The following is a 26,802-nucleotide window of genomic DNA, read 5'->3' as shown; positions in this document are numbered from 1 at the left end:
AAATTTCACATCCGAAAATTTTCCAGAAAACGCTGTAAGTGCCCAAAACGGGCACTTACAGCGGTCTGGATTTCGTTAGGTCCCCGGTACGCTCTTGCATGCTGATGTTTGTAACTAGGAGACAATCTGCATGCGCGAACAAAATTCGTCAGTTTTCAGTGATCCGAATGGGGCAATCCTGAAAGAGCTTTATGAGCTTAAGCAGTTGGTAATCCAGCAAGGACAGGCGCAAAAAGAGGTGCTTTCTGCCGAGGAGTGCGCTGAGTTGCTGGGGGTTTCTGTCTGCTATGTGTACCGGCTGACCAGTGAAAAGCGTCTGCCGCATTACAAGCCACAAGGCAAAAAGATCTACTTCAAGCGCGTTGAGCTGCTGGACTGGCTGCTCTCCCACCGCATTTCACCAGACGCCGAACTCACTGAGCATGTAACCAAGCGTGTGCGGCAAGCTAGCCATGGGCGGTTGTGAGGTGGGTATGACACAGGATCTGATTACATCTCTCTGCCCCCGGGATCTCCGGTCGGCTTTTATTGAACCTCCGAAACCCCTCGATTTTGTCCTACCGGGGCTGCCTGTTGGCTGCGTTGGTGCGTTGGTGTCACCGGGAGGGGTGGGCAAATCGATGTTGGCATTGCAACTGGCAATGCAGATCGCCGGTGGGCCGGATTGGATTGGACTTGGCAAGCTGGGCAGGGGAACCGTGCTCTACCTGCCTGCTGAGGACCCTTGGCCTGTACTGCACCAGCGCTTGTTTGCCTTGGGCGGAGGTCTTGATGCTGAACTTCGTGCCAACGTCGAACGAAACCTTCGTCTTATACCGCTGCAGGGCTCCAGTCCGAATGTGCTGGATAGCCATTGGTGGGAAGCGATTGCTATATGGGCTGAAGGGGTGAGGTTGATTGTCATCGATACTTTGAGGCGCTTCCACGATGCCGACGAGAACGCGGCCTGTGCCATGACGCAGGTACTGGGTCAGTTGGAGCGGCTGGCCATGAGGCTGGGATGCGCTGTGTTGTTTGTACACCACACCAGCAAATCCGCAGTATTCCAAGAAGTTGGCGATCTGCAGCAGGCAAGCCGTGGTTCGTCGGTGCTGGTAGACAATGTGCGCTGGCAGGGCTACCTCGCCACTATGACCAAGAAAGAGGCGCAGCAGCTGGGAGTATCGGCAGAGAAGAGCAAGCTTCACGTGCGGTTTGGGGTAAGCAAAAGTAATTATGGGCCGCCACTACCGGAGCGCTGGTTGGTGCGGGGGGAAGGTGGCGTGCTGTATCCCGCTCCCGCTAGGTTGGGCGTAACACGCCGAGCGGGAGGCAAACGTGTCTTGCTTTGAATTGACTCATGCTAGGCATGACCATATGCACTGTCTTGCACCCGGGTTGTTTAGGGCGATCTCGCATGGCCAACGCCGCCGTGACAAGCTGGAGGTGATTTACCGTTTCGGTGGTGGCAATCAGATCGAGTTCTCCGGGCCTGAGCCGCTGGGTGCAGATGACCTCCGTGTGCTTCAGGGGTTGGTTGCCCTGGCTGGACTTGAGTCACAAAGTAACGAGATTGAGCCAGTTGCGGTGAGCGAAACTGGGGCGATATTGCGAGATCTTCTGGATCTTCGTTGGGCTGCCAACCAGCAAAGGGTATTGGTGGTCAGAAGCAGCCTGCGCAAACTGGCCAAGGAGGTTGGATACGCCAATCCTCGGGATACCAATACTGTACGTTGCTGTATCGAGCGATTGTGGAAGGTGTCGGTGATCGCAAAGGTGGCTGGCCAGCGTAGCGGCTTTCGCTTATTGGCGAACTATGTCAGTGACACTCAGACTGATGGACTTTTTTTGGCGCTTAATCCCTTGCTGACCTACGCCATTATGGGTAATGGTCGCCATGTTCGTATCGACATGACAGAAGTTCGGCACTTGAATGGCAGCATCGCTCGGTTGTTGCATCAGCGGCTATGTGCCTGGGTGGATTGTGGTCAGAAAAGGGCAGTGCAGTTAGACACCTTGGTCGCTTATGCCTTTCCCGATGAGGTCAGCACGGCCACCCATCGCAAGCGGCAATCAAGAGTTCGTAAGGCATTGGATGAGCTGACTGCTTTGGGCTGGTCTATCTGCGAACATGCCAAGGGGCGGTTTACCATCGGCCGGCCTGCACTATCACGATAACGGTCACAAACTATCACGAAAGTGGTCACAAAGTTCACGATAACGGTCACAAGCCAATTCAGTGAAACCCAGTTACCGCTTGGGCTGCAGGGCGATCCTGAAATCCGATCTATATTATCTAAGATAATCTAGGCCAGCGCATGGTCGCGCTGGCCTATTTGTTGGCTCTTCCTGGCCATGATCTCGTCGAGGGTGCTTCTATCACTCCAATACGTTGGGAAAATCGAGCATGGCATCTCTACGCCGTGATTCAAGGATGTCTGCATAGATCTCTGTGGTTCTCAGCTCACTGTGTCCCAGCAAGCGGGAGAGGGCATAGATATCGACGCCGCGGTTAAGCTGGATGACGGCGAAGGTATGACGCGCGCTGTGGAAGGTTACCTTCTTGGTTATACCCGCCTGCAACGCCCACCGGGTGAGCTCCATGTTGTGCCAAGCCGAGTACTTGAGGCCCTTGAAGATCCGCTCTGTTGCCTTGCCTGAGCGCCCCATCAGCTGCATCGCCATGTCATTCAAATCCAGGTATTGCAGGCCGCTGGTCTTTTTCTGGGTGAAGACGATACGGTAATGGCCATAGAAAGGCTCCAGCTCGGCCCAGGTCAGCTTGTGAATGTCGGACCAGCGCAAGCCAGTGCAACAAGAGAACAGAAAGGCGCGCTTAAGAACGTCATAGCGGCACTCAGCCTGGGCCATGGCCCGAACCTCATCTTCGGTCAGATAAACCCGCTTGTTCTTCTCCCCCTGGATGACTTTGACGCGTCGTACCGGATTATCCATCAGCAGCCGCTCCTGCTCTGCTTGGTTCAGGGCTGCCCTCAACTTGTTGAAGTAGGCACTTTGGGTGTTGCGGCTCAGTGGCGTGCCGCTTTTGGTGCGGGCCTTGTGCATCAGGTAGTGCCGAAAACCCTCCAGGAACAGCTGATCGACCTCCTCGAAAGTCAAATCAGGCAGTTTATGGTACTGGCGCAAATGCTTGAGGGTAGACACCCAGATGGAATAGTTGCTCTTGCTGCCTGCCGCCTTTTGGTCGGTCACTTCCTGGAAGTACTCAAAGAAGCTGGCCTTGTGGGCGCTCGATAAATCCAGATGGTGTTTGCCGGTCTCGTATTCGAAGAGCCGCTTGGCGCGAATGGCTTCGGCTGCCCGCTGGGTTTCTTTGTTGTGAAGCCGCTGTGCCGGGGTACGCGGCTTGTCGTACAGGAAGAGATCCAGGGGCTCTCTGCTGCGCTTGTGCTTGCGGATGCCTGTGGCGGGATCAAGGTAGGAGCCGGCGTAGTAGGTTAAGCGCGCAGTGCGCTTGCCTTCGGCGTCCGGTTCGCGGAATTCGATGCTGATCTTCATGAGTGTCCCCCAAAAGTACCCCAAGAGGTTACTTCGGGGTACTCTCGGGGTAAATTCTCACGAAACAAGATCAGGTAAGAACAGCCAGTAAAAACAAAGTCCAATATTTACAATGTCTTATGTTCTTTATGGCTGCTTTTTATTGCTGATTTTTCACCACATTACTTGCCGATGCAGAAGCTGGAGAAGATGCGACCAAGCAGATCGTCGGAGCTGAACTCACCGGTGATCTCGGAGAGGGACTCCTGCGCCAGGCGCAGCTCTTCGGCCACCAGCTCACCGGCCACGAACACCTCCAGCTGCTCCTTGGCCACCAGCAGCCGCTCGGCGGCACGCTCCAGCGCATCCAGGTGGCGGCGGCGGGCCATGAAGCCCCCCTCGGTGTTGCCCTGGAAGCCCATGCAGGCCTTCAGGTGCTCGCGCAGGGCGGGCAGCCCCAGCTCGGTCTTGGCGGAGATGCGATAGACGGCGTGACCCAGCTCATGACTCGGCGCCAGATCTTCACCGGTCAGGTCGGCCTTGTTGCGCACCACGGTGAGGCCGATCTTTTTTGGCAACCGATCAACAAATTCCGGCCAGATCTCCCGCGGGTCGACCGCAGCCGTGGTGGTGCCATCCACCATGAACAGCACCCGATCGGCCTGCTCAATCTCGGCCCAGGCACGTTCGATGCCGATCTGCTCCACCTTGTCCTGGGTATCGCGCAGGCCGGCGGTGTCGATGATGTGCAGCGGCATGCCATCCAGATGGATGTGCTCGCGCAGTACGTCGCGGGTGGTGCCGGCGATCTCGGTGACGATGGCCGACTCGCGGCCGGCCAGGGCGTTGAGCAGGCTCGATTTGCCGGCGTTGGGGCGACCGGCGATCACCACCTTCATCCCTTCCCGCAGCAGGGCACCCTGCTTGGCCTCGCCGCGTACGTCATCGAGCTCCGCCATGATGGCGTAGAGATCGCCCGCCACCTTGCCGTCGGAGAGAAAATCGATCTCCTCGTCCGGAAAGTCGATGGCGGCCTCCACATAGATACGCAACCGGGTGAGACTCTCCACCAGCTGCTGGATCTTGCCGGAGAACTGCCCCTGCAGGGAGTGCATGGCACTGCGGGCCGCTTGCTCGCTGGACGCCTCGATAAGGTCGGCGATGGCCTCGGCCTGGGCCAGATCCAGCTTGTCGTTCATGAAGGCGCGTTCGCTGAACTCGCCGGGACGAGCAGGGCGCAGCCCTTTTATCTGCAGGATGCGGCGTACCAGCATGTCCATGATCACCGGGCCGCCATGGCCCTGCAGTTCCAGCACATCTTCGCCGGTGAAGCTGTTGGGAGCCTTGAACAGCAGGGCGATGCCCTGATCCAGCGGCTGGCCTTGCTCATCCCTGAACGGCAGATATTCGGCATAACGCACCCGGGGGAGCTTGCCGAGCACTATCTCGGCGACCTGTTCGGCGGCGGGACCGGAGACGCGGACTATGCCGACGCCACCCCGGCCGGGGGCGGTGGCCTGGGCCACGATGGTATCTGTAGTCATCTTGCTTGGCTCATTTGTTCGCTGATGGTTCACAGCAGTGGGGTCATTGTAATAAAAAAGGCGGCCCGAAGGCCGCCTCTTTTGTCATCCATCTTGCCATCGGGAGCGATTAGCTGCGGGTATGCAGGCCTTTCTTCTCCAGCTGACGGTAGATGATGGTCTGCTGGGTAATGGAGATGACGTTGCTCACCAGCCAGTACAGGGTCAGACCTGCCGGGAACCAGAGGAACATGAAAGTGAAGATGATCGGCATGAACTGCATCACTTTCTGCTGCATCGGGTCGGTAATGGTGGTAGGGCTCATCTTCTGCAGGTACCACATGGACGCACCCATGAGGATCGGCAGCACGAAGAAGGGGTCCTTCACCGACAGGTCGGTGATCCACAGGGCGAACGGTGCGTGGCGCAGCTCTACGGATTCCATCAGTGCCCAGTAGAGGGCGATGAAGATCGGCATCTGCACCAGGATCGGCAGACAGCCACCCAGCGGGTTGACCTTCTCCTTCTTGTACAGCTCCATCATGCCCTGAGACATCTTCTGGCGATCGTCGCCGAAGCGCTCACGCAGTGCGGCCAGCTTGGGCTGCAGCATGCGCATCTTGGCCATGGAGGTGTACTGGGCCTTGGTCAGCGGGAACATGATGCCGCGTACCAGCAGGGTCAGCATGATGATGGCCACCCCCCAGTTCTGGACGAAACCGTGGAACACGGTCAGCAGCCAGTGCAGCGGTTGGGCGATGAACCAGAGCCAGCCGTAGTCGACGGTCAGGTCGAGGTGGTTTGCCACCTTGGCCATCTGGTCTTGCAGCTTGGGACCTACCCACAGCTTGCTGGTCACTTCGGCTTGCTGGCCGGCAGCCACGTCAACCAGAGGCGCCTTGTAGCCGATGATGGCCTGGTCTTTGCCAGGGATCACGCGGCTGTAGAAGCTGTTGGTATCGTCGGCATTCGGTGCCCAGGCAGAGACGAAGTAGTGTTGCAGCATGGCGACCCAACCACCCTTGGTGGTCTTGTTCAGGTCGGCATCCTTCATCTCGTCGAAGGTGTACTTCTTGTAGCGGGTATCTTCGCTGGAGAAGGCACCACCACGGTAGGCACTGGCCACCATGGCATGACCCTGCTGGTCTTTCGGGGTAGTCACGGTCTGCTTCAGCTGACCGTAGAACTGCACCTGGACCGGCTCGGCGGACTTGTTGTCGATCTTGTAATCGACGCCAACGGCGTAGTCACCACGCTTGAGGACGAACTCCTTGGTGAAGACCACGCCCTTGCTGTCGGTCCAGGTCATCGGTACGACGACTTGATCCTGACCATCGGCCAGCTGGTAGCTGGTCTGGGCGGCTTCGTAGGTGGGACGACCCTGGGCCTGGCTGTCAGGACCATTGCGACCAACCAGACCGCTCTGGGCAACATAGAGGTGCTCAGGTTGGCTGGTCAGCAGTACGAACGGTTGATCCTTGCCTTCTTCCAGCTTGTGGGCCAGCAGATCGGCAGAGACGATGTCGCCACCCTGGGTATCCAGGGTCAGCTTGAGCACGTCGGAGGAGACGGTGATCAGCTTGCGTGCGGTGTTCGCATTGGCTTGCTCGGAAACCTGAGGAATATCACCGGTCTGACCGGCTTCAGGTACGAAATGTTCGGTTTGGGCCACGGTAGTCGGGGCCGGCTTCGGAGCCTTGTCGGACTCCCACTGTTGCCAGAGCAAAAAGCTCACGAACAGCAAACCGATCAGGATGAGATTGCGTTGTGATTCCATAGTCTTCAGTTTCTTCGCTTTGGTTGCGGAACCGGGTCATAACCACCCTCGGATAAGGGATGGCATTTTAATAGACGTTTGCTGGCTAACCAAACGCCTTTTATGAAACCGTGAAGTCGGATTGCTTCTATCGCAAATTGGGAACAAGTCGGAGTGAAACGGCAGCGCGGCCCGAGCAGCGGGCTAATGATTAGCTGATACAGGCGTATCAGTTTGACAGCTACCCATTGCAACGGCGTGACAGAGTGCGCCATAGCTTTTCCAGTAACTTGAACAGTTCCTCGTTATCCATCTCTTTCACACCGGCCTTGGCGATCACGACGATGTCGATAGCGGGCAGATTGGCCTGATTGAGGCGGAAACTTTCCCGAACCACCCGTTTTACACGGTTGCGCCAGACGGCACGCTTGAGTGCTTTTTTGGGCACAGCGAGACCAAGGCGAGGATGTTCGAGGGTATTGGGACAGGCGAGAAGCGTAATTTGCGGAGAAGCGGCCCGGACAGGCTCGGCGAAAACGCGTTTGAAGTGTTCGGGAGTTAACAGACGTAACTCCCGAGAAAAGGTGTGCTGGGTAGGCATTAGACTACCAGGCGGGCACGACCCTTGGCACGACGAGCGGCCAGAACTTTACGACCGTTGGCAGTTGCCATGCGGGCGCGGAAACCGTGAGAGCGCTTGCGCTTCAGGTTGGACGGTTGAAAAGTACGTTTCATGATTCGATTCCGTATTTCTGTACAGTTTTGATTGTCACACTTAGCCGACGCGCCAGCTATAGCGTGTGACGACTAGCAAAAGAGGCCGAATTCTAAACAGAGTTCGGCTTTTAGTCAATCCGCCGTTCCCTCTCTTCCTGCCCTGACCTTGCAAAGGCCCGAACCGGCAGTGAGGATCCAGAGGATCGAGGGCTCCGGATTATACTGGCAACCCGGTGTTTAACAAGGATCCTCCAATAAAAAAGGCGGCAATGCCGCCAAAGAGAGAGCTATTTAAGCACTTTGCGCAGGAACTCCCGGGTGCGGGGATCCTGCGGATCGACCAATATCTGATCCGGCGGGCCCTGTTCCACGATCCGGCCCCCCTCCATGAAGATCACCCGATCGGCAACATCTCGAGCAAATTCAATCTCATGGGTTACCACCACCATGGTCTGGTGCTGGCGGGCCAGCTCCTTCATCAGGCCCAGTACCTCGTCGACCCACTCGGGGTCGAGGGCCGACGTGGGCTCGTCAAACAGGATCACCTTGGAGTGTGCGGCCATGGCCCGGCCGATGCCGACCCGTTGTTGCTGACCGCCCGACAGGGAAGCCGGATAGGCGTCCTGCTTGTCGGCTAGGCCGATGTCCTTGAGGATGCCGAGGGCGGTGGCACGGGCCTCTGCCTTCGGCTGTTTCCAGACGGTGATCAGCCCTTCGGCGATGTTGTCCAGCGCCGTCTTGTTGGCGAACAGGGCGTAGTTCTGGAACACGAAGGAGGCCCGCTTGCGCAGCTCTATCGCCTGCTGCTCGCTGGCTTTGGCCAGGTTGAGCTGCAGATCGTCGATGGCGAGGTTGCCGGCATCCGGGGTCTCCAGCAGGTTGAGGCAGCGCAGCAGGGTCGACTTGCCGGTGCCGGAGGGGCCTATGATGACCACTATCTCCCCCTTTTTCACCTCCAGATCGATGCTGTTCAGCACCAGATTGCCGTCATATGCCTTGGACAGGCCGGTTAACTTGATCATGATGGCCCTCCTTTAAACAGGCGCAGTGTTAAAGCGTACTGCCTGCGTGCATGGCAGGCGGGTCGGTTGCGTTGTCATGGCAACCCCCTAATAAGCGCGGTTGAGCCGCACTTCCAGCAGGTGCTGCAAGCGGGTAAAGAAGATCACCACCACCCAGTAGACCAGCGCCACCGCCATGAAGCTCTCGAAGAACTTGAAGGAGGAGGAGGCTTCCATCTGTGCCTTACCCATGATCTCGGCCACCCCCAGAGTAAAGGCCAGTGAGGTGCTCTTGATCATGTCGATGAAGTAGTTCATCAGCGATGGCGTCGCGATGCGGGCCGCCTGCGGCAATATGATGCGCTGCATCGCCTGGTAGCGGCTCATGCCGATACTGAGGGCGGCTTCCATCTGGCTCTTGTGGATGCCAATGATGGAGGCGCGGATCGATTCGGCCATGTAGGCGGCGAAGTGCAGGGTCAGGCCGACGATGGCGGCGGTAAAGGCATCCATCCCCACGAAGATGGGGAACAGCTGCGGCAGCCCGTAATAGAGCAGGAACAGCTGGACGAGTAGCGGTGTACCCCGGAAAAACGAGATATAGAGCATCGCCAGCCAGTGGATCACGGGAACGCGAAACACCCGTACTATCGCCAGGGCCAGCGACAGTACGAGTGCCAGGACGAATCCCCACAGGGCCATCTCCATCGTGGTGCCCAGATATTTGAGCAGGATGGGAAACAGCCCCAGCGTGTATTCGAGGTCAAATTCCATCATTTATTTGTCGGTGATGTCGGAAGCGAACCATTTTTCAGAGATCTGACGCAGGGAACCGTCCTTGCGCATGGCGGTGAGGGCATCGTCGACCTTCTTCAGCAGCGCCTGCTTTTCAGGAGTCTTCAGGAAGGGCAGGGCGTTCTCGATGGTTTCGAACGGTGCGCCGGCCTGCTGCAGCGGCAGCTTGGACTCTTTGATGAGCTGGGCGGTGGAGACGCGGTCCATCACGAAGGCATCGATCCGGCCCAGGGCGACATCCTGCTCGAAGGCGGAGTCATAGGTACGGATGTCGATCTTCTTGTTCGGGTCATTCTTGCGCAGCAGCTCTTCGAAGTTGGAGCCCAGGTTCACAGCCACCTTCTTGCCTTCCAGATCCTTGATGCCGTGAATGGTGCTGTTGCCCTTGCGGACCACGATCTGGGCGCCGTCATAGACATAGGGCTGGGAGAAGGCGTACTTGGCCTTGCGCTCGTCAGTGATGGTGATCTGGTTGGAGATGGTATCGACACGGCCGGTTTCCAGCATGCCGAACAGGCCGGAGAAGCTGGCGGTCACGAACTCGACCTTGTAGCCGGTGCGCTCACCGATCTGGTTCCACATATCCACCTCGAAGCCCTGCAGCTTGTCCTGCTTGACGAAGGTGAACGGGAAGTACTTGCCGGACATGCCGACCTTGATGGTTTCCTGGGCGATGGCTTGACCGGACAGGGCGGCCAGCAGAATGGCGGCGCCGGAGACCAGCTTGATGGATGACGTCATGGGGATTCCTCTCTCTCTGTTGTTCTGTATTTTTAGTTGTAAACACTGGATTTGCGCTGATGTTATTGGAATAAAAGCTAAAGAATAAATGATATTTGGTTATATAAAATAACCGCTTCAGGTCTGGATCTTTGGTGCCCCTGTCGATGGATCTGGCTGTGGGTAACTTTGGGGATGAAATCGGATTCGGCGCTGCTGGATCCTTGAAAGTCAAGGATCTTATTTGCTGGATCCGCGAGGTCGCGGCTAGAGATCCAGCCGCTAAAAACGTAGAATAGCCGGTCTTTAGTTAATCAATCGACGGGAGTTTAGAGTGACTGCTTCGCTATGGCAGCAGTGCCTTAACCGGCTGCAAGATGAGTTGCCCTCGGCAGAATTCAGCATGTGGATCCGGCCGCTTCAAGCGGAGTTGAGTGACAATACTCTGACCCTGTATGCACCGAATCGCTTTGTTCTGGACTGGGTTCGAGACAAGTATCTCATCCGGGTGAACGGCATCATCAATGAACTCTGCGGGGTCGACGGCCCCACTCTGCGTTTTGACATCGGTAATCGTCCCCATCCCGTCGCGGTCGCCAGAGCGCCAGCGCGGGGTGCGGATCCTGTGAATAACTCGCAGAAGAGCTGGGAAAGCAAGGCCGAGGCCAAACCCGAGCCGAACCACAAGAGCAACACCAACGTGAACTATACCTTCGAGAATTTCGTCGAGGGTAAGTCCAACCAGTTGGCCCGTGCGGCTGCCCGTCAGGTTGCCGACAATCCGGGCGGGGCCTACAACCCGCTGTTCCTCTATGGCGGCACCGGTCTGGGCAAGACCCACCTGCTGCATGCCGTTGGCAATGCCATCAAGGAGCGCAAGCAGGACGCCAAGGTCATCTACATGCACTCCGAACGGTTTGTGCAGGACATGGTGAAGGCGCTGCAGAATAACGCCATTGAAGAGTTCAAGCGTTATTACCGTAGCGTCGATGCCCTGCTCATCGATGACATCCAGTTCTTTGCCAACAAGGAGCGCTCCCAGGAGGAGTTCTTCCACACCTTCAACGCCCTGCTCGAAGGCAACCAGCAGATCATCCTGACCTCGGATCGTTATCCGAAGGAGATCAACGGGGTGGAAGATCGTCTCAAGTCCCGCTTCGGCTGGGGCCTGACGGTGGCGATCGAACCGCCGGAGCTGGAAACCCGGGTGGCGATCCTGATGCGCAAGGCGGACGAGAACCAGATCCACCTGCCGGACGAAGTGGCCTTCTTCATCGCCAAACGGCTGCGCTCCAACGTGCGCGAGCTGGAAGGTGCCCTCAACCGGGTGATTGCCAACGCAAACTTCACCGGTCGAGCGATCAATATCGACTTCGTGCGCGAAGCGCTGCGCGACCTGCTGGCGCTGCAGGAGAAGCTGGTCACCATCGACAACATCCAGAAGACGGTGGCGGAGTACTACAAGATCAAGCTGGCGGATCTGCTCTCCAAGCGGCGTTCCCGCTCCGTTGCCCGTCCACGCCAGCTGGCGATGGCGCTGGCCAAGGAGCTGACCAACCATAGCTTGCCGGAGATAGGTGATGCCTTTGGTGGTCGTGACCACACTACCGTGCTTCATGCCTGCCGCAAGATCGAGCAGCTGAAGGAAGAGAGTCACGACATCAAGGAAGACTATTCCAACCTGATCCGTACCCTTTCGTCCTGATCACGGAATGGAGAGCACAGATGCAGCCAGGATATTCCAACCTGATCCGCTCCTTTTCCTCCTAATAGCGGAACGGAGTGGACAGATGCAGTTCGAATATTCCAACCTGATCCGAACCTTTTCCTCCTAATAACAACGGAGAGCACAGATGCAGCTCGAAATTAGCCGTGAGGCCCTGTTACGTCCTCTGCAACTGGTGTCCGGTGCCCTCGGTGGCCGGCCGACCCTGCCAATTCTCGGCAACGTGCTGCTGGATGTCAGCAACGGTCTGCTGTCACTGACCGGGACCGACCTCGAAGTGGAGATGATCGGTCAGGTCTATCTCAACAGCGACAGTCAGGATGGCCGCACCACAGTGCCGGCGCGCAAGCTGCTGGACATCTGCCGCGGTCTGCCGGAGGGGGCGGACATTCGCCTCAATACCGAAGGTGAGCGCCTGATCATCCGTTCCGGCCGCTCCCGCTTCAACCTGTCGACCCTGCCGGCCACCGAATACCCGAACATCGAGGATTGGGAATCCGTGCTCGAGTTCGACATCGGCCAGCTGGAGCTGAAAAAGCTCATCGATGCCACCCAGTTCTCCATGGCCAGCCAGGACGTGCGTTACTACCTGAACGGCATGCTGTTTGAGAGCGAGGGCCACGGCCTGCGTACCGTGGCGACCGACGGTCACCGGCTGGCGACCTGCCGCCGCGAGGTGGTAACGGAATCGCTGCCCGATCATCAGGTCATCCTGCCGCGCAAGGGCGTGCTGGAACTGGTGCGCCTGCTGGAAGCGGAAGACAAGCCGGTACGGCTGCAGATCGGCCGCAGCAACCTGCGTGCCGCGCTGGATGGCTTCATCTTTACCTCCAAGCTGGTGGACGGTCGCTTCCCGGACTGGCGCCGCGTCATTCCGCGCAACAGCGACAAGGCCCTGATCGCCGGTCGTGAGGATCTGCGCCAGGCCTTTGCCCGTGCCGCCATCCTCTCCAACGAGAAATTCCGTGGGGTGCGTCTCAATCTGCAGGAAAACCTGCTGCGCATCACCGCCAACAACCCGGAACAGGAAGAAGCCGAAGAGCTGCTTGACGTACAATACGAAGCCGGCGAGATGGAGATTGGTTTCAACGTCTCTTATGTGCTGGACGTGCTGAATACGTTAAAATGTGACCAAATCCGGATCAGCCTGAGCGATTCCATCAGCAGCGCCATTATTGAGGATTTTGACAGTCAGGATGCTCAGTACGTGGTAATGCCGATGCGGATCTAGTCGTGTCCCTGGTCAAACTCCAGCTCAGCGACTTTCGCAATATCCAGCAGGCCAGTCTCGCGCTGTCGCCCGGCCTCAATATCCTGGTCGGGTGCAACGGCAGCGGCAAGACCAGCGTGCTGGAAGCCATTCACTACCTCGGTCTCGGTCGCTCCTTTCGTACTCACCTGACCGGGCGGGTCATCCGCCAGGGGGAGAGGGCGTTTACCCTGTTCGCCCAGTGCGAACTGGAAGGGCGCCAGGTGCCCATCGGCCTCGCCAAGGACAAGAGTGGCGAGACCCAGCTCAAGATCGCCGGTGCCCAGGCCCAGCGTCTGGCCGAGCTGGCCGAATTGCTGCCGGTGCAATTGATCCATCCGGATGGCTTCAATCTGCTGACCGGCGGGCCTCAGGCTCGTCGGGCCTGGCTCGACTGGGGTGTTTTTCATCAGGAGCCGACCTTCTTCTCCCTGTGGGGGCGAGTGCGGCGGCTGCTGAAACAGCGCAATGCGCTGCTGCGTCAGAGCAGCCAGTATCGCCAGCTGGCGTACTGGGATCAGGAATTGGTACGGCTGGGCGGTGAATTGGCCGAGTTTCGCGCCAGTTATTGTCAGGCCATTACGCCCCTGATCAAGGAGATGACGGCGGATTTTTTGCCGGAATTCGATATCAGCCTTGGATTCTATCGAGGCTGGGAAAAAGATACCCCGCTCAATGCATTGCTGGAGGCGGGGTTTGAGCGGGATCGGGCGCTGGGTTACACAGGAGTAGGCCCACAGAAGGCCGATGTGCGACTCAAGGCGAACGGCGTCCCCGCTCAGGATATTTTGTCCAGGGGTCAGTTGAAGTTGCTGGTCTGTGCCATGCGACTGGCCCAAGGGCTCTATTTGAATCAACATAGCAGCCGTGGCTGTATTTTTTTAATTGATGATTTTGCCTCTGAACTGGATGTCGACAAGCGCCGGTTGCTGGCCGCAAGGCTGAAGCAGTGTGCGTCCCAGGTATTCATTACCGCCATCGACACCGGTCAGCTCGCAGACATGATGGATGCGAATGACTGCAAGTTGTTCCACGTGGAACAAGGCAAGATCTCCGAAACGTTAGAGAAGGCAGAGAGTAAGCTATGAGTGAAAATACTTACGACTCCTCGAATATCAAGGTACTGAAGGGCCTGGATGCGGTCCGCAAGCGCCCGGGGATGTATATCGGCGATACGGATGATGGCTCGGGTCTGCACCACATGGTGTTCGAGGTCGTCGACAACTCCATTGACGAGGCTCTGGCCGGCTACTGCTCCGATATTCAGGTCAAGATCCATTCCGACGGTTCCGTCTCCGTCCGTGACAACGGTCGTGGTATTCCTGTCGACATCCACCCGGAAGAGGGTCGCTCCGCTGCCGAAGTCATCATGACCGTGCTGCACGCGGGCGGCAAGTTCGACGACAACTCCTACAAGGTCTCCGGCGGCCTGCACGGTGTCGGCGTCTCCGTGGTAAACGCCCTCTCTGACAAGCTGCTGCTGACCATCCGTCGCAACGGCCATGTCTACGAGCAGACCTATCACCTGGGTGAGCCGCAGGCACCGCTCAAGCAGATTGGCGACAGCACCGGCACCGGGACCGAAGTCCGCTTCTGGCCGAGCCCGACCATCTTCAGCGATACCCTGTTCCACTACGAGATCCTGGCCAAGCGTCTGCGCGAGCTCTCCTTCCTCAACTCCGGCGTCTCCATCCGCCTGCTGGATGAGCGTGACGGCCGCGAGGCGCACTTCTGCTACGAAGGCGGCATCAAGGCGTTCGTCGAATACCTGAACCAGAACAAGACCCCGATCCACCCGAAGGTGTTCCACTTCACCACCGAGCAGGATGGCATCGGTGTGGAAGTAGCGATGCAGTGGAACGACGCCTATCAGGAAGGGGTCTACTGCTTCACCAACAACATTCCGCAGCGCGATGGTGGTACCCACCTGGTGGGCTTCCGTACCGCGCTGACCCGTACTCTGAACTCCTACATGGACAAAGAGGACTACAGCAAGAAGGCCAAGTCTGCCGCCAGTGGCGACGACGTGCGTGAAGGTCTGATTGCCGTTATCTCCGTCAAGGTACCGGATCCCAAGTTCTCCTCCCAGACCAAGGACAAGCTGGTCTCTTCCGAAGTGAAGACCGCCGTCGAACAGGCGATGGGTGAGAAGCTGGCCGACTTCCTGCTGGAAAACCCGGGCGACGCCAAGATCGTGGTCAACAAGATCATCGATGCGGCCCGTGCCCGCGAAGCGGCCCGCAAGGCCCGCGAACTGACCCGCCGCAAAGGCGCGCTGGATATCGCCGGTCTGCCCGGCAAGCTGGCCGACTGTCAGGAAAAAGACCCGGCGCTCTCCGAACTCTACATAGTGGAAGGGGACTCTGCTGGCGGTTCCGCCAAGCAGGGTCGCAACCGGAAGAACCAGGCCATCCTGCCGCTCAAGGGCAAGATCCTGAACGTGGAGAAGGCCCGTTTCGACAAGATGATCTCTTCCCAGGAGGTGGGCACCCTGATCACCGCACTGGGCTGCGGCATCGGTCGTGACGAGTACAACCCGGACAAGCTGCGTTATCACAACATCATCATCATGACCGATGCGGACGTCGATGGTGCGCACATTCGTACCCTGCTGCTGACCTTCTTCTATCGTCAGATGCCGGAAATCATCGAACGTGGCTACGTCTACATCGCCCAGCCGCCGCTCTACAAGGTGAAGAAGGGCAAGCAGGAGCAGTATCTGAAAGACGAAGATGCGCTGCTGCAGTACCAGACCGCCATGGCGCTGGACGGTGCGACCCTGCACGTCAACGAGTCTGCCCCGGCCATCGGTGGCGAGGCGCTGGAGCGTCTGGTCAACCAGCATCGCTCGGTGTCTCACCTGATCACCCGCATGTCTCGCCGCGCGCCAGAAGCCGTGCTGACCCAGCTGATCTATCAGCCGGAGCTGAACGAAGCGCTGCTGAGCAGCGAGAGCGATCTGCTGGCCTGGTGCCAGAGCATGGAAGCCGTGCTCAACGAGAGCAACCATGGCATCCAGTACCAGATGCAGGTTCGCCACGACGAAGAGCGCCGTCTGTTCGTGCCGCACGCCGTGGTACGCCAGCACGGGGTCGACCGCGAATACCCGCTCAGCTACGACTTCCTGCAATCCTCCGAGTACCGTCAACTGGTCTCGCTGGGCAAGGAGATCGCCAACCTGATCGAGGAAGGTGGTTACATCAAGCGTGGCGAGAAGGTGAAGCCGGTCGCCAGCTTCGTCGAAGCGGTCGAGTGGCTGATGGGCGAAGGCAAGCGCGGCATCTACATCCAGCGCTATAAAGGGCTGGGCGAGATGAACCCGGACCAGCTGTGGGAAACCACCATGGATCCTGAAGCCCGTCGCATGCTGCGCGTCACCATCGACGATGCCGTCGGTGCCGACCAGCTCTTCTCCACCCTGATGGGTGATGCCGTTGAGCCACGCCGTGACTTCATCGAGACCAACGCCCTGCGCGTTGCCAACCTCGACGTCTAATTCGACGCTGTCAGCTCGATATAAAAAAGCCGCTCCCTGTGAGCGGCTTTTTTTTTCTGGCGAAGGAGGTGGCACGTTCCACGTGAAACATGGCTCCGTCTTGATAGTGCCGGCTCAGCCCAGTTCGGGGGCCGGGCAGTAGAGGCGCAGACGATGGCCATCCGGATCGAGCGCCATGCAGGTGTAGCCAAACTCCATCCGGGTCGGCGCCTGGATCAGGGTGAGCCCGCGTGCCTGCCACTCGGCAGACTGTCTATCGACCGCGGTATCATTGGGGAGGGCGAAGGCCAGCTCCATGGCCCCGGCCGTTTGGGTCACGGCAGGCTCGACCGTGGCGCTGGACCAAAGTGCCAGTCTGGCGCCCGATTCGAACACGAACATGGCAAAGGTGGGGGACTCCTCCACCGGTGGGCGTCCGAAAAGCTCGCGATAGAAGAGCGTGCTGCGAGCCGGGTTGGCAACATAGAGGATGGTGAACTGGGGGACTAACATGGTGATGCTCCTTGCTGATGAGATGGCGCATCGGCGCCGACCCCGTCAGCATGGCGCTGCCTGCTGTCAGTTTCTGTCAGCAATGAATCTGGGCTGCGGGATCTGCTGGCTGGCGCGCCACTCCTTGAGCAGCCGCCCCCGGTTGCCCGGATAAGGTTCCGCCTCCAGCCGCATTGCGCTGATCCTGTCCACCCTAAAGTGGCGAAAGCCCTGGCGCAGCTCGCACCAGGCCACCAGTACCCGCACCTGGTCGAAGTAGCCGAGGGCACAGGGCCAGACAGTGCGCTCCGAACTCTCCTCCTTGAGATCCCGATAGTTCAGGGTCACCTTGCGCTGCTGGCGGATGGCGCTGCGCAGCGGAGCCTCATCGACGGGGCTGTCACCGCGAGAGGTGCCGATCAGCAGGGCATTGGCATGCAGCTGTTGGCGATAGTCGGCGGGTAGCACGGCCTCTATCTTGGCCAGCGCGCTGCTGGCGGCGGTACTGAGGGCATGGTCGGCATGGGCCGCCACCCAGCGTGAGCCCAGCACCAGCGCATCCAGCTCCTCTTCGCTGAACATCAGCGGCGGCAGCATGAAGCCGGGGCGCAGCACATAGCCGATGCCCGCTTCCCCCTCGATGTGGGCGCCCTGTGCCTGCAGGGTAGCGATATCCCGATAGAGGGTGCGCAGACTGATGCCAAGCTGGCTGGCCAGCTCGCTGCCGGTGATGGCGTAGCGGTGGCCGCGCAGCAGCTGGAGCAGGGCCAGCAGGCGTTCGGAACGGGACATGATGTGGCTCCTCAAGATCTCCGCTCAGGGTGCCATGTTGTGACTGGGGGAGAAAGTTGAATGTGGAAAAAGCCTGCAACGGGCGGCGAGAAGATTTTTCGATCAGGACCCTTGAAAGCCGAAAGCGGGCCCCTATATAGATAACAAGGCCGGAACGCTCGACAGAGGTTTCGACCAGGCGCCCGTCCATCAGGAGGGCAAACAATCAGTTATCGCTCAAAAGAGGATAATACTATGCGTTCTATCGACTTTTCTCCGCTCTATCGTTCTGCCATCGGTTTCGATCGTCTGGCCAATCTCATCGAATCTGCGGCCAGCAATGGCAATGCCGGTTATCCCCCCTACAACATCGAGCAGCTGGGTGACAGCGACTACCGCATCAGCATGGCGGTGGCGGGCTTTACCCAGGAAGAGCTGGAGCTGAGCTTCCAGGAAAATCTGCTGACGGTGAAGGGCAACAAGCAGGCCGATACCGAGCGCAACTACCTCTACCAAGGCATAGCCGAACGCGGTTTCGAACGTCGCTTCCAGCTGGCCGACTATGTGCGGGTGAAGGGAGCCGACCTGAAAAACGGTCTGCTGCACATCGACCTGGTGCGCGAAGTGCCCGAGGCGATGAAGCCCCGCAAGATCGAGATCAACGGCTGATAGCCTGACCTCATTGAATTGTTGACGTTTCCCGGGTGCCGATGACGGGCCCGTGGAGAAGTGAAACCTGTTGCTTATAGAAGGATAGGATTATGCGTAACCTCGATTTTTCTCATCTCTATTCCAACGCCGTCGGCTTCGAGCGGATGGCCCGTGAGCTGGAAGGTCTGTTCGAGCAGAAGACCGCCGCTTACCCCCCGTACAACATCGAAAAGCGCGATCAGGACGGCTATCGTATCACGGTTGCTGTGGCCGGCTTCGAGCGCGAAGAGCTGGAGCTGGAAACCGAAAACGGCACCCTCAAGGTGAAGGGGCGCAAGGCCGCCGCCGATGAGCGCCAGTTCCTCCATCAGGGGATCGCCGAGCGCGACTTCGAGCTCGCCTTCAAGCTGAGCCAGCATGTGGAAGTGCAGGGCGCCAAGCTGGAGCATGGCCTGCTGACCATCGATCTGGCGCGTGAGCTGCCAGAGGCGCTCAAGCCCCGTGCCATCCCGATCGGCAAGCCCGATCAGCTGGCACTGCCCGGTTAAGCCAACCGGATCGCGATAAACAAGAGAGGCCTGCATGTGCAGGCCTCTCTGTTTTTGTATCGCCGAACTGGCTTAGCCGGCGTAGAGGGCGTTGATCTCGTCGGCCAGGATGGCGATGCCGCGCCGTACCAGCTCCTCGCTCTGGGAGTAGTTGAGGCGGATGCACTCCTGGCTGTGACGCCACTCCGGGTCGTCGATGCCGGGGAAGAAGTAGTGCCCCGGCACTATCAGCAGGTTCTTCGCCTTCAATCGCTCGTACAGCTCCTGACAGTGGATCGGCAGGCCCTCGAACCAGAGCCAGAGAAAGAGGGCGCCTTCCGGCTTGTGGATGTGGAAGCGCGGATCGGGGATCGCTTCGCGCAGCAGCTGTACCGCCAGCTCGGCCTTCTGCTGATAGAAGGGTTTCACCACCTGTTCGCTGAGGGCGATGATCTCGCCGCTCTCGATCATCGGAATGGTGATGGCGGGGCCCAGACTGCCCGGCGCCAGATTGATGATGCCGCTCAGGTTGGTGATGGCCTGGATGATCTGCTCGTCGGCGATGACGATGCCGCAGCGAGTGCCCGGCAGGCCGAGCTTGGAGAGGCTCATGCAGAGGATGGTATTGGCGTTCCAGAACGGCTTGGCCTCGCTGAAGATGATGCCCGGGAAAGGGACGCCGTAGGCGTTGTCGATCAGCAGCGGAATGCCCTTGTCGCGGGCAATCTGGTCGAGGTGTTCGATCTCTTCGTCGGTCAACACGTTGCCGGTGGGGTTGGTGGGGCGGGAGACGCAGATCACCCCGATGTCGTCGCCCACCTGCAGGCTCTCGAAGTCCACGTGGTACTTGAACTGGCCGTCGGCCAGCTTCTCAATGGTGGGCTTGTAGGCCACGAAGTAGTCGTCTGCCAATGCCGAGTCGGCATAGCCGATGTACTCGGGGGCGAGCGGGAACAGCACCTTTTTCTTGCGGCCATCGGCAAATTCGCCCGCCAGCAGGTTGAACAGATAGAAGAAGGCGTTCTGGCTGCCGTTGGTCAGGGCGATGTTGCGGGCGGAGATGTCCCAGCCCAGCTCCTTGCTGAGCAGGGCCGCCAGCGCCTTGGTGAACCTGTCCTTGCCCTGGGGGCCATCGTAGTTGGCCATCGCCTTCACCAGCTCGCCGTTGTCGAGCAGGCTCTTGGCCTCGGCCTGAAAGCGTTCCAGCATGGTGGGGATGGGGGCCGGGTTGCCGCCACCCAGCATGATGGCGTCCGGATTGGTCAGCCCCTGATTTAGGTCATCCATGAGTTGGGTAATACCGGCATGGCGAGTGAACTTCTCGCCGAACAAGGAAAATTCCATTCGGTGACAGATCCAGAGTCAGTTACGGGGGAGCTAGCACCATAGCTCAGTTTAAAAGCGGGTGTCGATCAAAAAAATGGGACGTTCCACGTGGAACAGCAGACAAAAATTAAGCGTGGTGAAAATGACCACTTGTTGGTTCAATCCTGACTACAGGATGTTTTCCAACTGGTGCCAATTTCCATCTAAAAATTATTAATTTAAACAAAATCATGTCGTTATAGATGTGGCACAACAATTGGAATAGCTATCTGGTCATCTCAACCACACCGGAGCACACCAGATGAAAATCCTGATCGCAACCTTGATTGCCAGCAGCCTGAGCCTGAACGTCATGGCCGACGAGTACCCCAGACCCGAACTGGACAGCGCCAAGCTGGCGCAGGAGATAGCGGCCCAGCAGCAGCAGGCCTCCCATGCGGTGGTGGATGAGGCGATCCACAACCTCAAGCCGCTGGCGCTGGAGACCCTGGTGGTGGAGGCGAACTCGGCCGATGCGACTCACCCCGAGAGTTGAGATAGCGCAGCGGGGTCTGCCCCGTGTGCTGTCTGAAGAAGCTGATGAAGGCGCTGTCACTGGCGAATTCCAGCGTTGCCGCCACCCGGCTGATGGGTTCGGCCTCGGCCAGCAGTTCCAGTGCCCGCAGCAGTCGCCACTGCTGGCGCCAGGCCTGGTAGCTCATGCCGGTCTCCCGCATGAAGATACGACCTATGGTCTTGTCACTGGCACCCACCCGTTCGGCCAGCCGGTTGAGCCGATCGGGCAGGGTGTCGCCCCGCTTCACTTCCTGCAGCCAGCCGGCCAGACGTGGGTTTGACGGCAGCGGCAACTGCCAGGATTCCCGTGGCGCTTGCGCCAGCTCCTCCTGCAACAGCGCCAGCGTGCAATGCTGCTCCGCTGCCGGCTTGTCCCACGGCCAGATCGCCATCCGCTCGATGATCTCCCGCAGCAGCGGGTTGACCGCCAGCACCGCCATCTCGGTCGGCAAGCCGGGCTCCGGCTGGAAGTAGAGGGAGCGATACGCCACCACTCCGCGCATCATCACCCGATGGGGCAGGCCTGCCGGCAACCAGGCCGCCCGCGTCGGCGGCAGCAGGCAGACCTGATCGTCCAGCTCTATGGTCATGCAGCCGGCCTGGGCGAACAGTAGCTGATGGCGTTTGTGCTGATGACGGCCGGAGTCATGCCAGCCGAGGGCGGAGGCAATCCCTATGGCGCTGCCATCGTGCTGATCCGGGTCAAAAGGGTGATCGGGAAGAATAAAAGCCATGTGTCCGATTATTGATGTTTATAGTCCTGCTTATTGTAATCGGACAATCGGCATCACTCTAGAATGACGGCCTCTTGTGAAGGAGGTTTGTCATGAACAACAAGTTGCCACCGCTCTGGCTGGTGGTCGGATTGATGATGTTTCCGCAGATAGTGGAGACCATCTACAGCCCGGTGCTGACCCATATCGCCAGCCAGTTTCGGGTGAGCGAGGGGCAGGCATCCCAGACCCTGTCGGTCTATTTTCTGGCGTTTGCGGCGGGCGTGGTCTGCTGGGGCCGACTGTGCGATCTGGTCGGGCGGCGTCCCGCCATGCTGGCGGGGCTGATGACCTATGGCGCCGGCACTCTGCTGGCTTTGCTGGCCACTCAATTTGAAACCCTGCTGCTAGCCAGGGTCATCGCGGCCTTCGGCGCCGCCGTGGGTTCCGTGGTGACCCAGACCATGCTGCGCGACAGTTATCAGGGCAGCGATCTGGCGCGGGTCTTTTCGGTGATGGGCATCGCGCTCTCCCTCAGCCCGGTGCTGGGGCTGGTGAGCGGCGGCCAGCTGGCGAGCGGGTTCGGCTATCTCGGGGTATTCAGCGCACTGATGGTATTGGCAGTTGGATTACTGCTGGTCACTTGCTGGCAACTGCCGGAAACCCGGCCGGCCATCACCCAGCGGGTGGCGCTCTGGCCGCTGGCACAACGAATGGTGCGTGATACCGGCTTGTGGCGCAGCGCGGCTCTGGTGGCGCTGTTCAACACCATGCTGTTCGGCTACTACAGCCTGGCTCCCTTTCTGTTTGCCGGGCTGGGGTTGAGTGCGGGCGAGTTTGGTTACTCCGGCATCTTGCTGGCGCTGGCGACCCTGGGGGGCAGCCTGCTCAACAAGCGCCTGCTGGGGCGTGGCTGGTCGCCAGCCTCGCTAATACAGCTCGCCGCCGCGTTGGCGCTGGGGTCCGGCTGGCTGGTGTGGGCCAGTCAGACTTCGCTCTGGTTCCTGCTGCCCATGATGGGGGTGGTGGTGGCGTTCGGGCTGGCGATCCCCAATGTGCTGAGCCAGGCGCTGCTGGCCTATCGGGAGGTGGCAGGCAGTGCTGGTGCCCTGTTCGGGCTCGGTTACTACCTGTTGCTCAGCCTGGGGTTGGCGGTTGCCGCCAGCTTGCAGGATCTCGGTCTGCTGCTCGGTGGTTGCGGTCTGCTGGCACTCTGCTGCTGTTGGCGTCGTTCCACGTGAAACATCAGCTGCCAATAAAACGGTAGCCGATGCCGGACTCAGTTTCGATCAGCGTAGATTGCTGGGAATGTTGCCACCCAGCTTCTTGCTGCAACATCAGCTGCCGATAAAGCGGTAGCCGATGCCGGATTCGGTCTCGATCAGCGTGGGTTGCTGGGGGTTATCTCCCAGCTTCTTGCGCAGGCTGGCGATGACGATGCGCAGGTAGTGGGTGTCTTCCTTGTGGCTCGGTCCCCAGATGTCGTTGAGCAGTTGGGTCTGCAGTACCAGCTTGCCGGGGTGGCACACCAGGGCCTGCAGCAGGGCGAACTCCTTGCGGGAGAGGGGCACCTCTTCCTCTCCCAGGGTGACCCTGTGGCTGCTGCTGTCCAGAGTCAGCCCGCACTGGGGGAAGTGGCGCTGCTCGCCGCTGCTGACCCCGGCCCGCTGGCGCAGCAGCACCCGGATGCGGGCCATCATCTCGCCGATGCCGAACGGCTTGCTCATGTAGTCGTTGGCCCCGGCATCCAGCAAGCGTACCTTCTCCTGTTCAGAGTCCCGCGCCGACAGCACCAGTACCGGGTGCTGATGGTGCTCGCGAATGGCCTGCAACACCTGAATGCCGTCTCCGTCCGGCAGGCCGAGGTCCAGGATCACCAGATCGGGATTGAGGTGGCGATACTGCACCAGCCCCTCGTTGACGCCGACCGCCTCGCTCACCTGATGCCCCTCGGCGATCAGGCTGATCCGCAAAAAACGGCGGATGGCCGCCTCATCATCGATGACCAGTATGTGAGCCATTCAGCCTCCAGCTGGATAGAGTAAAAAGGTTCAGGCCGCGGCTGCATTGAGCGCCAGCGGCAGGGAGATGCGCATGCAGGTGCCGTTGCCGTTGGGGCCGGAAAATGCCCAGATGCGGCCGCCGTGGGCCTCTATCATAGCGCGGGAAATGGCGAGGCCAAGCCCGGTGCCGCGGCTGCCGCAGTCGCCAACTGGCTGGGTGTAGAACAGATTGAAGATCTTGTCCCGGTCCGACTCGGCGATGCCGACCCCGATGTCGATGATGTCGAGGATGAGATCGGGGTCCGCCAGCATCACCTTGAACTCGATGGGGGTGCCGGCCGGCGAGTAGCGGGAGGCGTTGTCGAGGATGTTGACCAGCACCTGCTCGATCAGGGCGCCATGCACATAGAGGCGGGGGATCTGTTGATCGAAGTGCACCAGCAGCTTGTGCTGGCGCCAGGAGGAGTCGAGCCGGCGGCGGGCGTTCTCCACCAGATCCGCCAGGTCGACCCAGTCCCGTTTGAGCTGGAAATCCGGCGAGCCGATGCGGGTCATGTCCAGCAGGTTCTGCACATAGCTGTGCAGGCGGCGCGCCTCGTCCTGCACCGAGTGCAGCAGCTCGCTGCGATCTTCGCTGCTGATCCGGTCACCATATTCCAGCAGGGTGCTGCCGGCCCCCATGATGGTGGCCAGCGGCGTCTTCAGATCGTGGGAGACAGAGGAGAGCAGGGCGGCACGCATCCGGTCGGTCTCCGCCTGCAGCTGGCTGTCGGCCAGCCGTTCGTTGAGATCGATCCGGGCCAGCGCGGCGCGGATATCGGTGAGCAGGGCCTGCAGCTGATGCTCGGCCGAGGAGGCGAGCGGATTGGCCAGCACTATCCCCAGCACCAGTTCATCGCTGAGGTGATGGTACTGGGCCTCGGCCGCGTTGAGGGTGGCGGTGTGGGCGCCGGCGCTCTGCTTCTGGGCCAGACACCAGTCGATGGCCGCCTTGTCGGTCTGCCCCGGCTTGTGCTGGGTCGAACCGGCCCTGTGCTGGTAGTGCTGATCGAGGGCGAACACCGGCTGGCCCAGCGCCAGTGAGATGGCCTGGGAGCCCTGTCTGAGCACCTCTTCCGGGCTGCTGGCGGTGGCCAGCCCCTGGCTCAGCGACAGCAGTGCATTGCCCAGCTGCTGGGTCTCGCGCAGGCCGATCAGCTGTTGGCGCTGACGGGAGGCGAGCCGCCCGGCCGTGATGCCGACGATCAGCAGCACGAACAGGGTGAGCAGATCGCTGTGGCTGGCGACGCTCAAAGAGAAGTAGGGGGCGGTGAACAGCAGATTGTGGCCGACGAAGCCCAGCACGGCGGCCAGGATGGCGGGCATCAGGCTGGTGGTGAGCGCGGTGGCCAGCACCCCCAGCACGAACAGCATGGGCAGGGAGGCGGGCGGCAGCCAGTGGGAGAGGCCCCAGACGGCGGCCGAGGTGGTCCCCATGATGGCTACCGCCAGCAGGCTCTGGCGAATGTCCTTGGGGTGGAGCGGCTGCAAGCCCAGACTGGGCTTGCGCTTCTCGGTATCCACCAGCGTGATCTCGAGTCCTTGCGCCTGCTTGAGCAGATGTTGCACCAGCGAGCGACGCCAGGGCGCCTTGTGGGGTTTGCCCAGCAGCAGTTGCGACACCTGCTGCTGCTCGGCGGTCTCCAGCAGGGTGTCGGCCACCGCCGGACTGGAGAGGGTCAGCACCTTGGCCCCCAGCTGGGAAGCGAGCGCCAGCGCCTGCTCCAGCTCGACCGAGCGCTGCCCCTTGCTGTCGATGTGCACCACCAGCCAGGGCAGCTGGCGGCGCTGGGCGAAGCGGTGACCGTAGCGCACCAGGGCGGCGCCGTGCTGATCGCCGAGGCAGACCATCAGCTTGCCCCGCAGCGGCAGTGTGGTCTTGCCGGCCGCCTGCCACTGCAGTTGCAGATCCCCCTCCACGTGGCTGGCGGCGGTCTGCATCGCCAGCTCGCGCAGGGCGGTCAGGTTGTTCAGAGAGAAGAAGGACTGCAGGGCTGCTTTTGCCTGATGGGGCACATAGACCTTGCCCTCCTTGAGGCGGCCGAGCAGCTCCTTGGGGGGGAGGTCGATCAGCACCAGGCTGTCGGCCTCCAGCAGCACCTGATCCGGCAGGGTCTCCTTGACCCTGACCCCGGTCAGCTGCCACACCAGATCGTTGAGGCTCTCCAGATGCTGCACGTTGAGGGTGGTGTAGACGTCGATGCCGGCACCGAGCAGCTCCTCCACATCCTGCCAGCGCTTCTCGTGGCGGCTGCCGGGGGCGTTGCTGTGGGCCAGCTCGTCCACCACGGCGATGGCGGGCTTGCGGGCCAGCAGGCCGTCCAGATCCATCTCCTCCAGCCGCTGCTGGCGGTGCAGGTGCAGCTTGCGCGGCTGGATGGCGAGCTTGTCGAGCAGGGCCAAGGTCTCCTGGCGGCCGTGGGTCTCCACCACCCCGATCAGGATGTCGACCCCCTCCTTGGCCTGCTCCCGCACCGCCTGCAGCATGGCGTAGGTCTTGCCGACGCCGGGGGCGGCACCGAGAAACACCTTCAGCTTGCCCCTGTGCTCCTGTTCCAGGCTCGCCAGCAGGGCGTCCGCCCTCACCTCATCACGCATCCCCGTGCTCCCGTTGCATCGGCCGAACCGCGGCCGTGACCTCATTGCTCATGCTTGTCCCCGTTGTCGAAAGGGAGCCTGTCCCGAACGGCAAGGAGCGCCCTCAGGCGCCCTTTTGATGATCGAGTTGCAGGTTCAACTGGAGAATGTTGACCACCTGCGGGCCAAGGATACCAGCTTGTGCCGCCGACTTGACCTGCTCCGTCAATTGAACGGGATCCAGCCCCCGTTGCCCGGCGACCCGCTCTACCTGAGCCAGCGCTGCAGCGAGCGGCAGATGGGGATCGAGGCCGGAGGCGGAGCGGGTCAGCAGGGCGGGGACCCTGGCTTCCGGCTGCGCCCTGACCGCGGCGGCGGCAAACTCGGCCCGCAGCGGCGAGCTCATCCCCAGGTTGCTGGCGCCTCCGCCTATGGTGGCGAAGTCGCTGGCGGAGGGGCGGGAGTGGAAGTAGTCGGCCCGCTCGAACTTCTGTGCCAGCAGGGCGCTGCCGACCACCTGCTGCTTGGCGTTGGTGAGCAGGCTGCCGTTGGCCTGCCAGGGGAAGACAAGCTGGGCCAGCCCGGTGACGGCCAGCGGATACGCCACCCCCAGCAGCAGGGTCAGGGTCAGCAGGGTTCTGATTGCTATCATGATTTTCTTGCTCCAAATACGTTGGTTGGATGCGGGTCTGCCCCGCATCCGGTAATG

The 26,802-nt window shown here is 60.2% G+C and carries 27 protein-coding genes; 11 read left to right on the top strand and 16 right to left on the bottom strand.

Annotated elements, in window-relative coordinates; translation table 11 throughout:
* Positions 1 to 130 precede the first annotated feature (130 nt).
* The 3 genes from OKC44_RS20135 to repC are packed head-to-tail and all read left to right on the top strand — an operon-like array spanning position 131 to position 2,157.
* The gene (locus OKC44_RS20135; RefSeq protein ID WP_015848536.1) at positions 131 to 466 is read left to right on the top strand and encodes a helix-turn-helix domain-containing protein; all 336 of its coding nucleotides are present in this window, start codon (positions 131 to 133) and stop codon (positions 464 to 466) included.
* On the top strand, positions 453 to 1,331 hold the full coding sequence (locus OKC44_RS20130) for a helicase RepA family protein (protein ID WP_323136994.1): 879 nt from the start codon (positions 453 to 455) through the stop codon (positions 1,329 to 1,331). Before OKC44_RS20135 ends, OKC44_RS20130 begins: the two co-directional genes overlap by 14 nt.
* A gap of 25 nt (positions 1,332 to 1,356) precedes the next feature.
* Complete coding sequence (gene repC / locus OKC44_RS20125) at positions 1,357 to 2,157, top strand: replication protein C, IncQ-type (RefSeq protein ID WP_052200084.1); 801 nt, start codon at positions 1,357 to 1,359, stop codon at positions 2,155 to 2,157.
* 201 nt (positions 2,158 to 2,358) lie between these two features.
* Here repC and OKC44_RS20120 read toward each other — a convergent pair whose 3' ends face one another.
* The 9 genes from OKC44_RS20120 to OKC44_RS20080 form a co-directional block, all read right to left on the bottom strand.
* On the bottom strand, positions 2,359 to 3,498 hold the full coding sequence (locus OKC44_RS20120) for a site-specific integrase (RefSeq protein ID WP_047439882.1): 1,140 nt from the start codon (positions 3,496 to 3,498) through the stop codon (positions 2,359 to 2,361).
* Between the two features lie 161 nt (positions 3,499 to 3,659).
* Positions 3,660 to 5,021: a tRNA uridine-5-carboxymethylaminomethyl(34) synthesis GTPase MnmE gene (mnmE, locus tag OKC44_RS20115; protein ID WP_270814773.1), complete on the bottom strand. Its 1,362-nt coding sequence runs from the start codon at positions 5,019 to 5,021 to the stop codon at positions 3,660 to 3,662.
* Between the two features lie 109 nt (positions 5,022 to 5,130).
* Positions 5,131 to 6,777, bottom strand: a complete 1,647-nt coding sequence (yidC, locus tag OKC44_RS20110; protein ID WP_011707925.1) for a membrane protein insertase YidC — start codon at positions 6,775 to 6,777, stop codon at positions 5,131 to 5,133.
* Between the two features lie 5 nt (positions 6,778 to 6,782).
* The gene (gene yidD / locus OKC44_RS20105) at positions 6,783 to 7,031 is read right to left on the bottom strand and encodes a membrane protein insertion efficiency factor YidD (protein ID WP_010635605.1); all 249 of its coding nucleotides are present in this window, start codon (positions 7,029 to 7,031) and stop codon (positions 6,783 to 6,785) included.
* Positions 6,998 to 7,357 (bottom strand): ribonuclease P protein component, encoded by a 360-nt coding sequence (gene rnpA / locus OKC44_RS20100; RefSeq protein WP_011707927.1) that lies wholly within the window; start codon positions 7,355 to 7,357, stop codon positions 6,998 to 7,000. Before rnpA ends, yidD begins: the two co-directional genes overlap by 34 nt.
* Positions 7,357 to 7,491 carry a 50S ribosomal protein L34 gene (rpmH, locus tag OKC44_RS20095; RefSeq protein ID WP_005307156.1) on the bottom strand — a complete coding sequence of 45 codons (135 nt, stop codon included), beginning with the start codon at positions 7,489 to 7,491 and terminating at the stop codon, positions 7,357 to 7,359. The genes rnpA and rpmH overlap by 1 nt, the downstream gene beginning before the upstream one ends.
* 269 nt (positions 7,492 to 7,760) lie before the next feature.
* Entirely contained in the window at positions 7,761 to 8,495 is a 735-nt protein-coding gene (locus tag OKC44_RS20090) for an amino acid ABC transporter ATP-binding protein (RefSeq protein ID WP_270814771.1), read from the bottom strand.
* An 87-nt stretch (positions 8,496 to 8,582) separates the two neighbouring features.
* Positions 8,583 to 9,251: an amino acid ABC transporter permease gene (locus OKC44_RS20085; RefSeq protein ID WP_011707929.1), complete on the bottom strand. Its 669-nt coding sequence runs from the start codon at positions 9,249 to 9,251 to the stop codon at positions 8,583 to 8,585.
* A complete protein-coding gene (locus OKC44_RS20080) occupies positions 9,252 to 10,010 on the bottom strand; it encodes an amino acid ABC transporter substrate-binding protein (protein ID WP_005307144.1) in 759 nt (252 codons plus the stop codon). It abuts the gene before it with no gap.
* Between the two features lie 313 nt (positions 10,011 to 10,323).
* Here OKC44_RS20080 and dnaA point away from each other — a divergent pair, with 313 nt between their 5' ends.
* From dnaA to gyrB, 4 genes are all read left to right on the top strand, one after another.
* A complete protein-coding gene (gene dnaA / locus OKC44_RS20075; RefSeq protein WP_005307141.1) occupies positions 10,324 to 11,694 on the top strand; it encodes a chromosomal replication initiator protein DnaA in 1,371 nt (456 codons plus the stop codon).
* Positions 11,695 to 11,842: 148 nt separating this feature from the next.
* On the top strand, positions 11,843 to 12,946 hold the full coding sequence (dnaN, locus tag OKC44_RS20070) for a DNA polymerase III subunit beta (RefSeq protein ID WP_011704048.1): 1,104 nt from the start codon (positions 11,843 to 11,845) through the stop codon (positions 12,944 to 12,946).
* Between the two features lie 2 nt (positions 12,947 to 12,948).
* Entirely contained in the window at positions 12,949 to 14,052 is a 1,104-nt protein-coding gene (gene recF / locus OKC44_RS20065) for a DNA replication/repair protein RecF (protein ID WP_011704049.1), read from the top strand.
* Positions 14,049 to 16,460 carry a DNA topoisomerase (ATP-hydrolyzing) subunit B gene (gyrB, locus tag OKC44_RS20060; RefSeq protein ID WP_011704050.1) on the top strand — a complete coding sequence of 804 codons (2,412 nt, stop codon included), beginning with the start codon at positions 14,049 to 14,051 and terminating at the stop codon, positions 16,458 to 16,460. The genes recF and gyrB overlap by 4 nt, the downstream gene beginning before the upstream one ends.
* A gap of 114 nt (positions 16,461 to 16,574) precedes the next feature.
* Here the strand turns inward: gyrB and OKC44_RS20055 are convergent, their stop codons facing one another.
* Both OKC44_RS20055 and OKC44_RS20050 read right to left on the bottom strand, forming a co-directional pair.
* A complete protein-coding gene (locus tag OKC44_RS20055; RefSeq protein ID WP_011704051.1) occupies positions 16,575 to 16,952 on the bottom strand; it encodes a VOC family protein in 378 nt (125 codons plus the stop codon).
* 66 nt (positions 16,953 to 17,018) lie between these two features.
* On the bottom strand, positions 17,019 to 17,723 hold the full coding sequence (locus OKC44_RS20050; protein WP_270814767.1) for a helix-turn-helix transcriptional regulator: 705 nt from the start codon (positions 17,721 to 17,723) through the stop codon (positions 17,019 to 17,021).
* Between the two features lie 234 nt (positions 17,724 to 17,957).
* Here OKC44_RS20050 and OKC44_RS20045 point away from each other — a divergent pair, with 234 nt between their 5' ends.
* Complete coding sequence (locus OKC44_RS20045) at positions 17,958 to 18,371, top strand: Hsp20 family protein (RefSeq protein WP_010635612.1); 414 nt, start codon at positions 17,958 to 17,960, stop codon at positions 18,369 to 18,371.
* 92 nt (positions 18,372 to 18,463) lie between these two features.
* Positions 18,464 to 18,901 (top strand): Hsp20 family protein, encoded by a 438-nt coding sequence (locus tag OKC44_RS20040; protein ID WP_043126193.1) that lies wholly within the window; start codon positions 18,464 to 18,466, stop codon positions 18,899 to 18,901.
* A gap of 72 nt (positions 18,902 to 18,973) precedes the next feature.
* On the opposite strand, the gene OKC44_RS20035 is transcribed toward OKC44_RS20040, so the two are convergent.
* Positions 18,974 to 20,224, bottom strand: a complete 1,251-nt coding sequence (locus tag OKC44_RS20035) for a valine--pyruvate transaminase (protein WP_270814764.1) — start codon at positions 20,222 to 20,224, stop codon at positions 18,974 to 18,976.
* A 283-nt stretch (positions 20,225 to 20,507) separates the two neighbouring features.
* Between OKC44_RS20035 and OKC44_RS20030 the strand changes: the two genes are divergently transcribed.
* Positions 20,508 to 20,741, top strand: coding sequence for a hypothetical protein (locus OKC44_RS20030; RefSeq protein ID WP_043126187.1), 234 nt, complete (start codon positions 20,508 to 20,510; stop codon positions 20,739 to 20,741).
* Here the strand turns inward: OKC44_RS20030 and OKC44_RS20025 are convergent.
* Positions 20,671 to 21,495, bottom strand: a complete 825-nt coding sequence (locus OKC44_RS20025) for an AraC family transcriptional regulator (protein ID WP_270814761.1) — start codon at positions 21,493 to 21,495, stop codon at positions 20,671 to 20,673. The genes OKC44_RS20030 and OKC44_RS20025 overlap by 71 nt on opposite strands.
* 92 nt (positions 21,496 to 21,587) lie before the next feature.
* Between OKC44_RS20025 and OKC44_RS20020 the strand changes: the two genes are divergently transcribed.
* Entirely contained in the window at positions 21,588 to 22,715 is a 1,128-nt protein-coding gene (locus tag OKC44_RS20020; protein ID WP_043126181.1) for a multidrug effflux MFS transporter, read from the top strand.
* A 96-nt stretch (positions 22,716 to 22,811) separates the two neighbouring features.
* Here OKC44_RS20020 and OKC44_RS20015 read toward each other — a convergent pair whose 3' ends face one another.
* The 3 genes from OKC44_RS20015 to OKC44_RS20005 all read right to left on the bottom strand — a co-directional run bounded on the left by OKC44_RS20015 (position 22,812) and on the right by OKC44_RS20005 (position 26,745).
* Positions 22,812 to 23,495 (bottom strand): response regulator, encoded by a 684-nt coding sequence (locus OKC44_RS20015; protein WP_270814758.1) that lies wholly within the window; start codon positions 23,493 to 23,495, stop codon positions 22,812 to 22,814.
* 30 nt (positions 23,496 to 23,525) lie between these two features.
* Positions 23,526 to 26,114 (bottom strand): sensor histidine kinase, encoded by a 2,589-nt coding sequence (locus OKC44_RS20010; RefSeq protein ID WP_017410498.1) that lies wholly within the window; start codon positions 26,112 to 26,114, stop codon positions 23,526 to 23,528.
* Positions 26,115 to 26,217: 103 nt separating this feature from the next.
* On the bottom strand, positions 26,218 to 26,745 hold the full coding sequence (locus OKC44_RS20005) for a potassium-transporting ATPase subunit C (protein ID WP_024946251.1): 528 nt from the start codon (positions 26,743 to 26,745) through the stop codon (positions 26,218 to 26,220).
* Between the last annotated feature and the right edge of the window lie 57 nt (positions 26,746 to 26,802).

The sequence above is a fragment of the Aeromonas sp. S41-2 genome (assembly GCF_027705845.1).
In the GTDB taxonomy this organism is placed as follows: Bacteria; Pseudomonadota; Gammaproteobacteria; order Enterobacterales; family Aeromonadaceae; genus Aeromonas; species Aeromonas hydrophila.
Note: the sequence above shows the minus strand (reverse complement) of the source record. Positions and strands in the feature narration are given on the sequence as shown.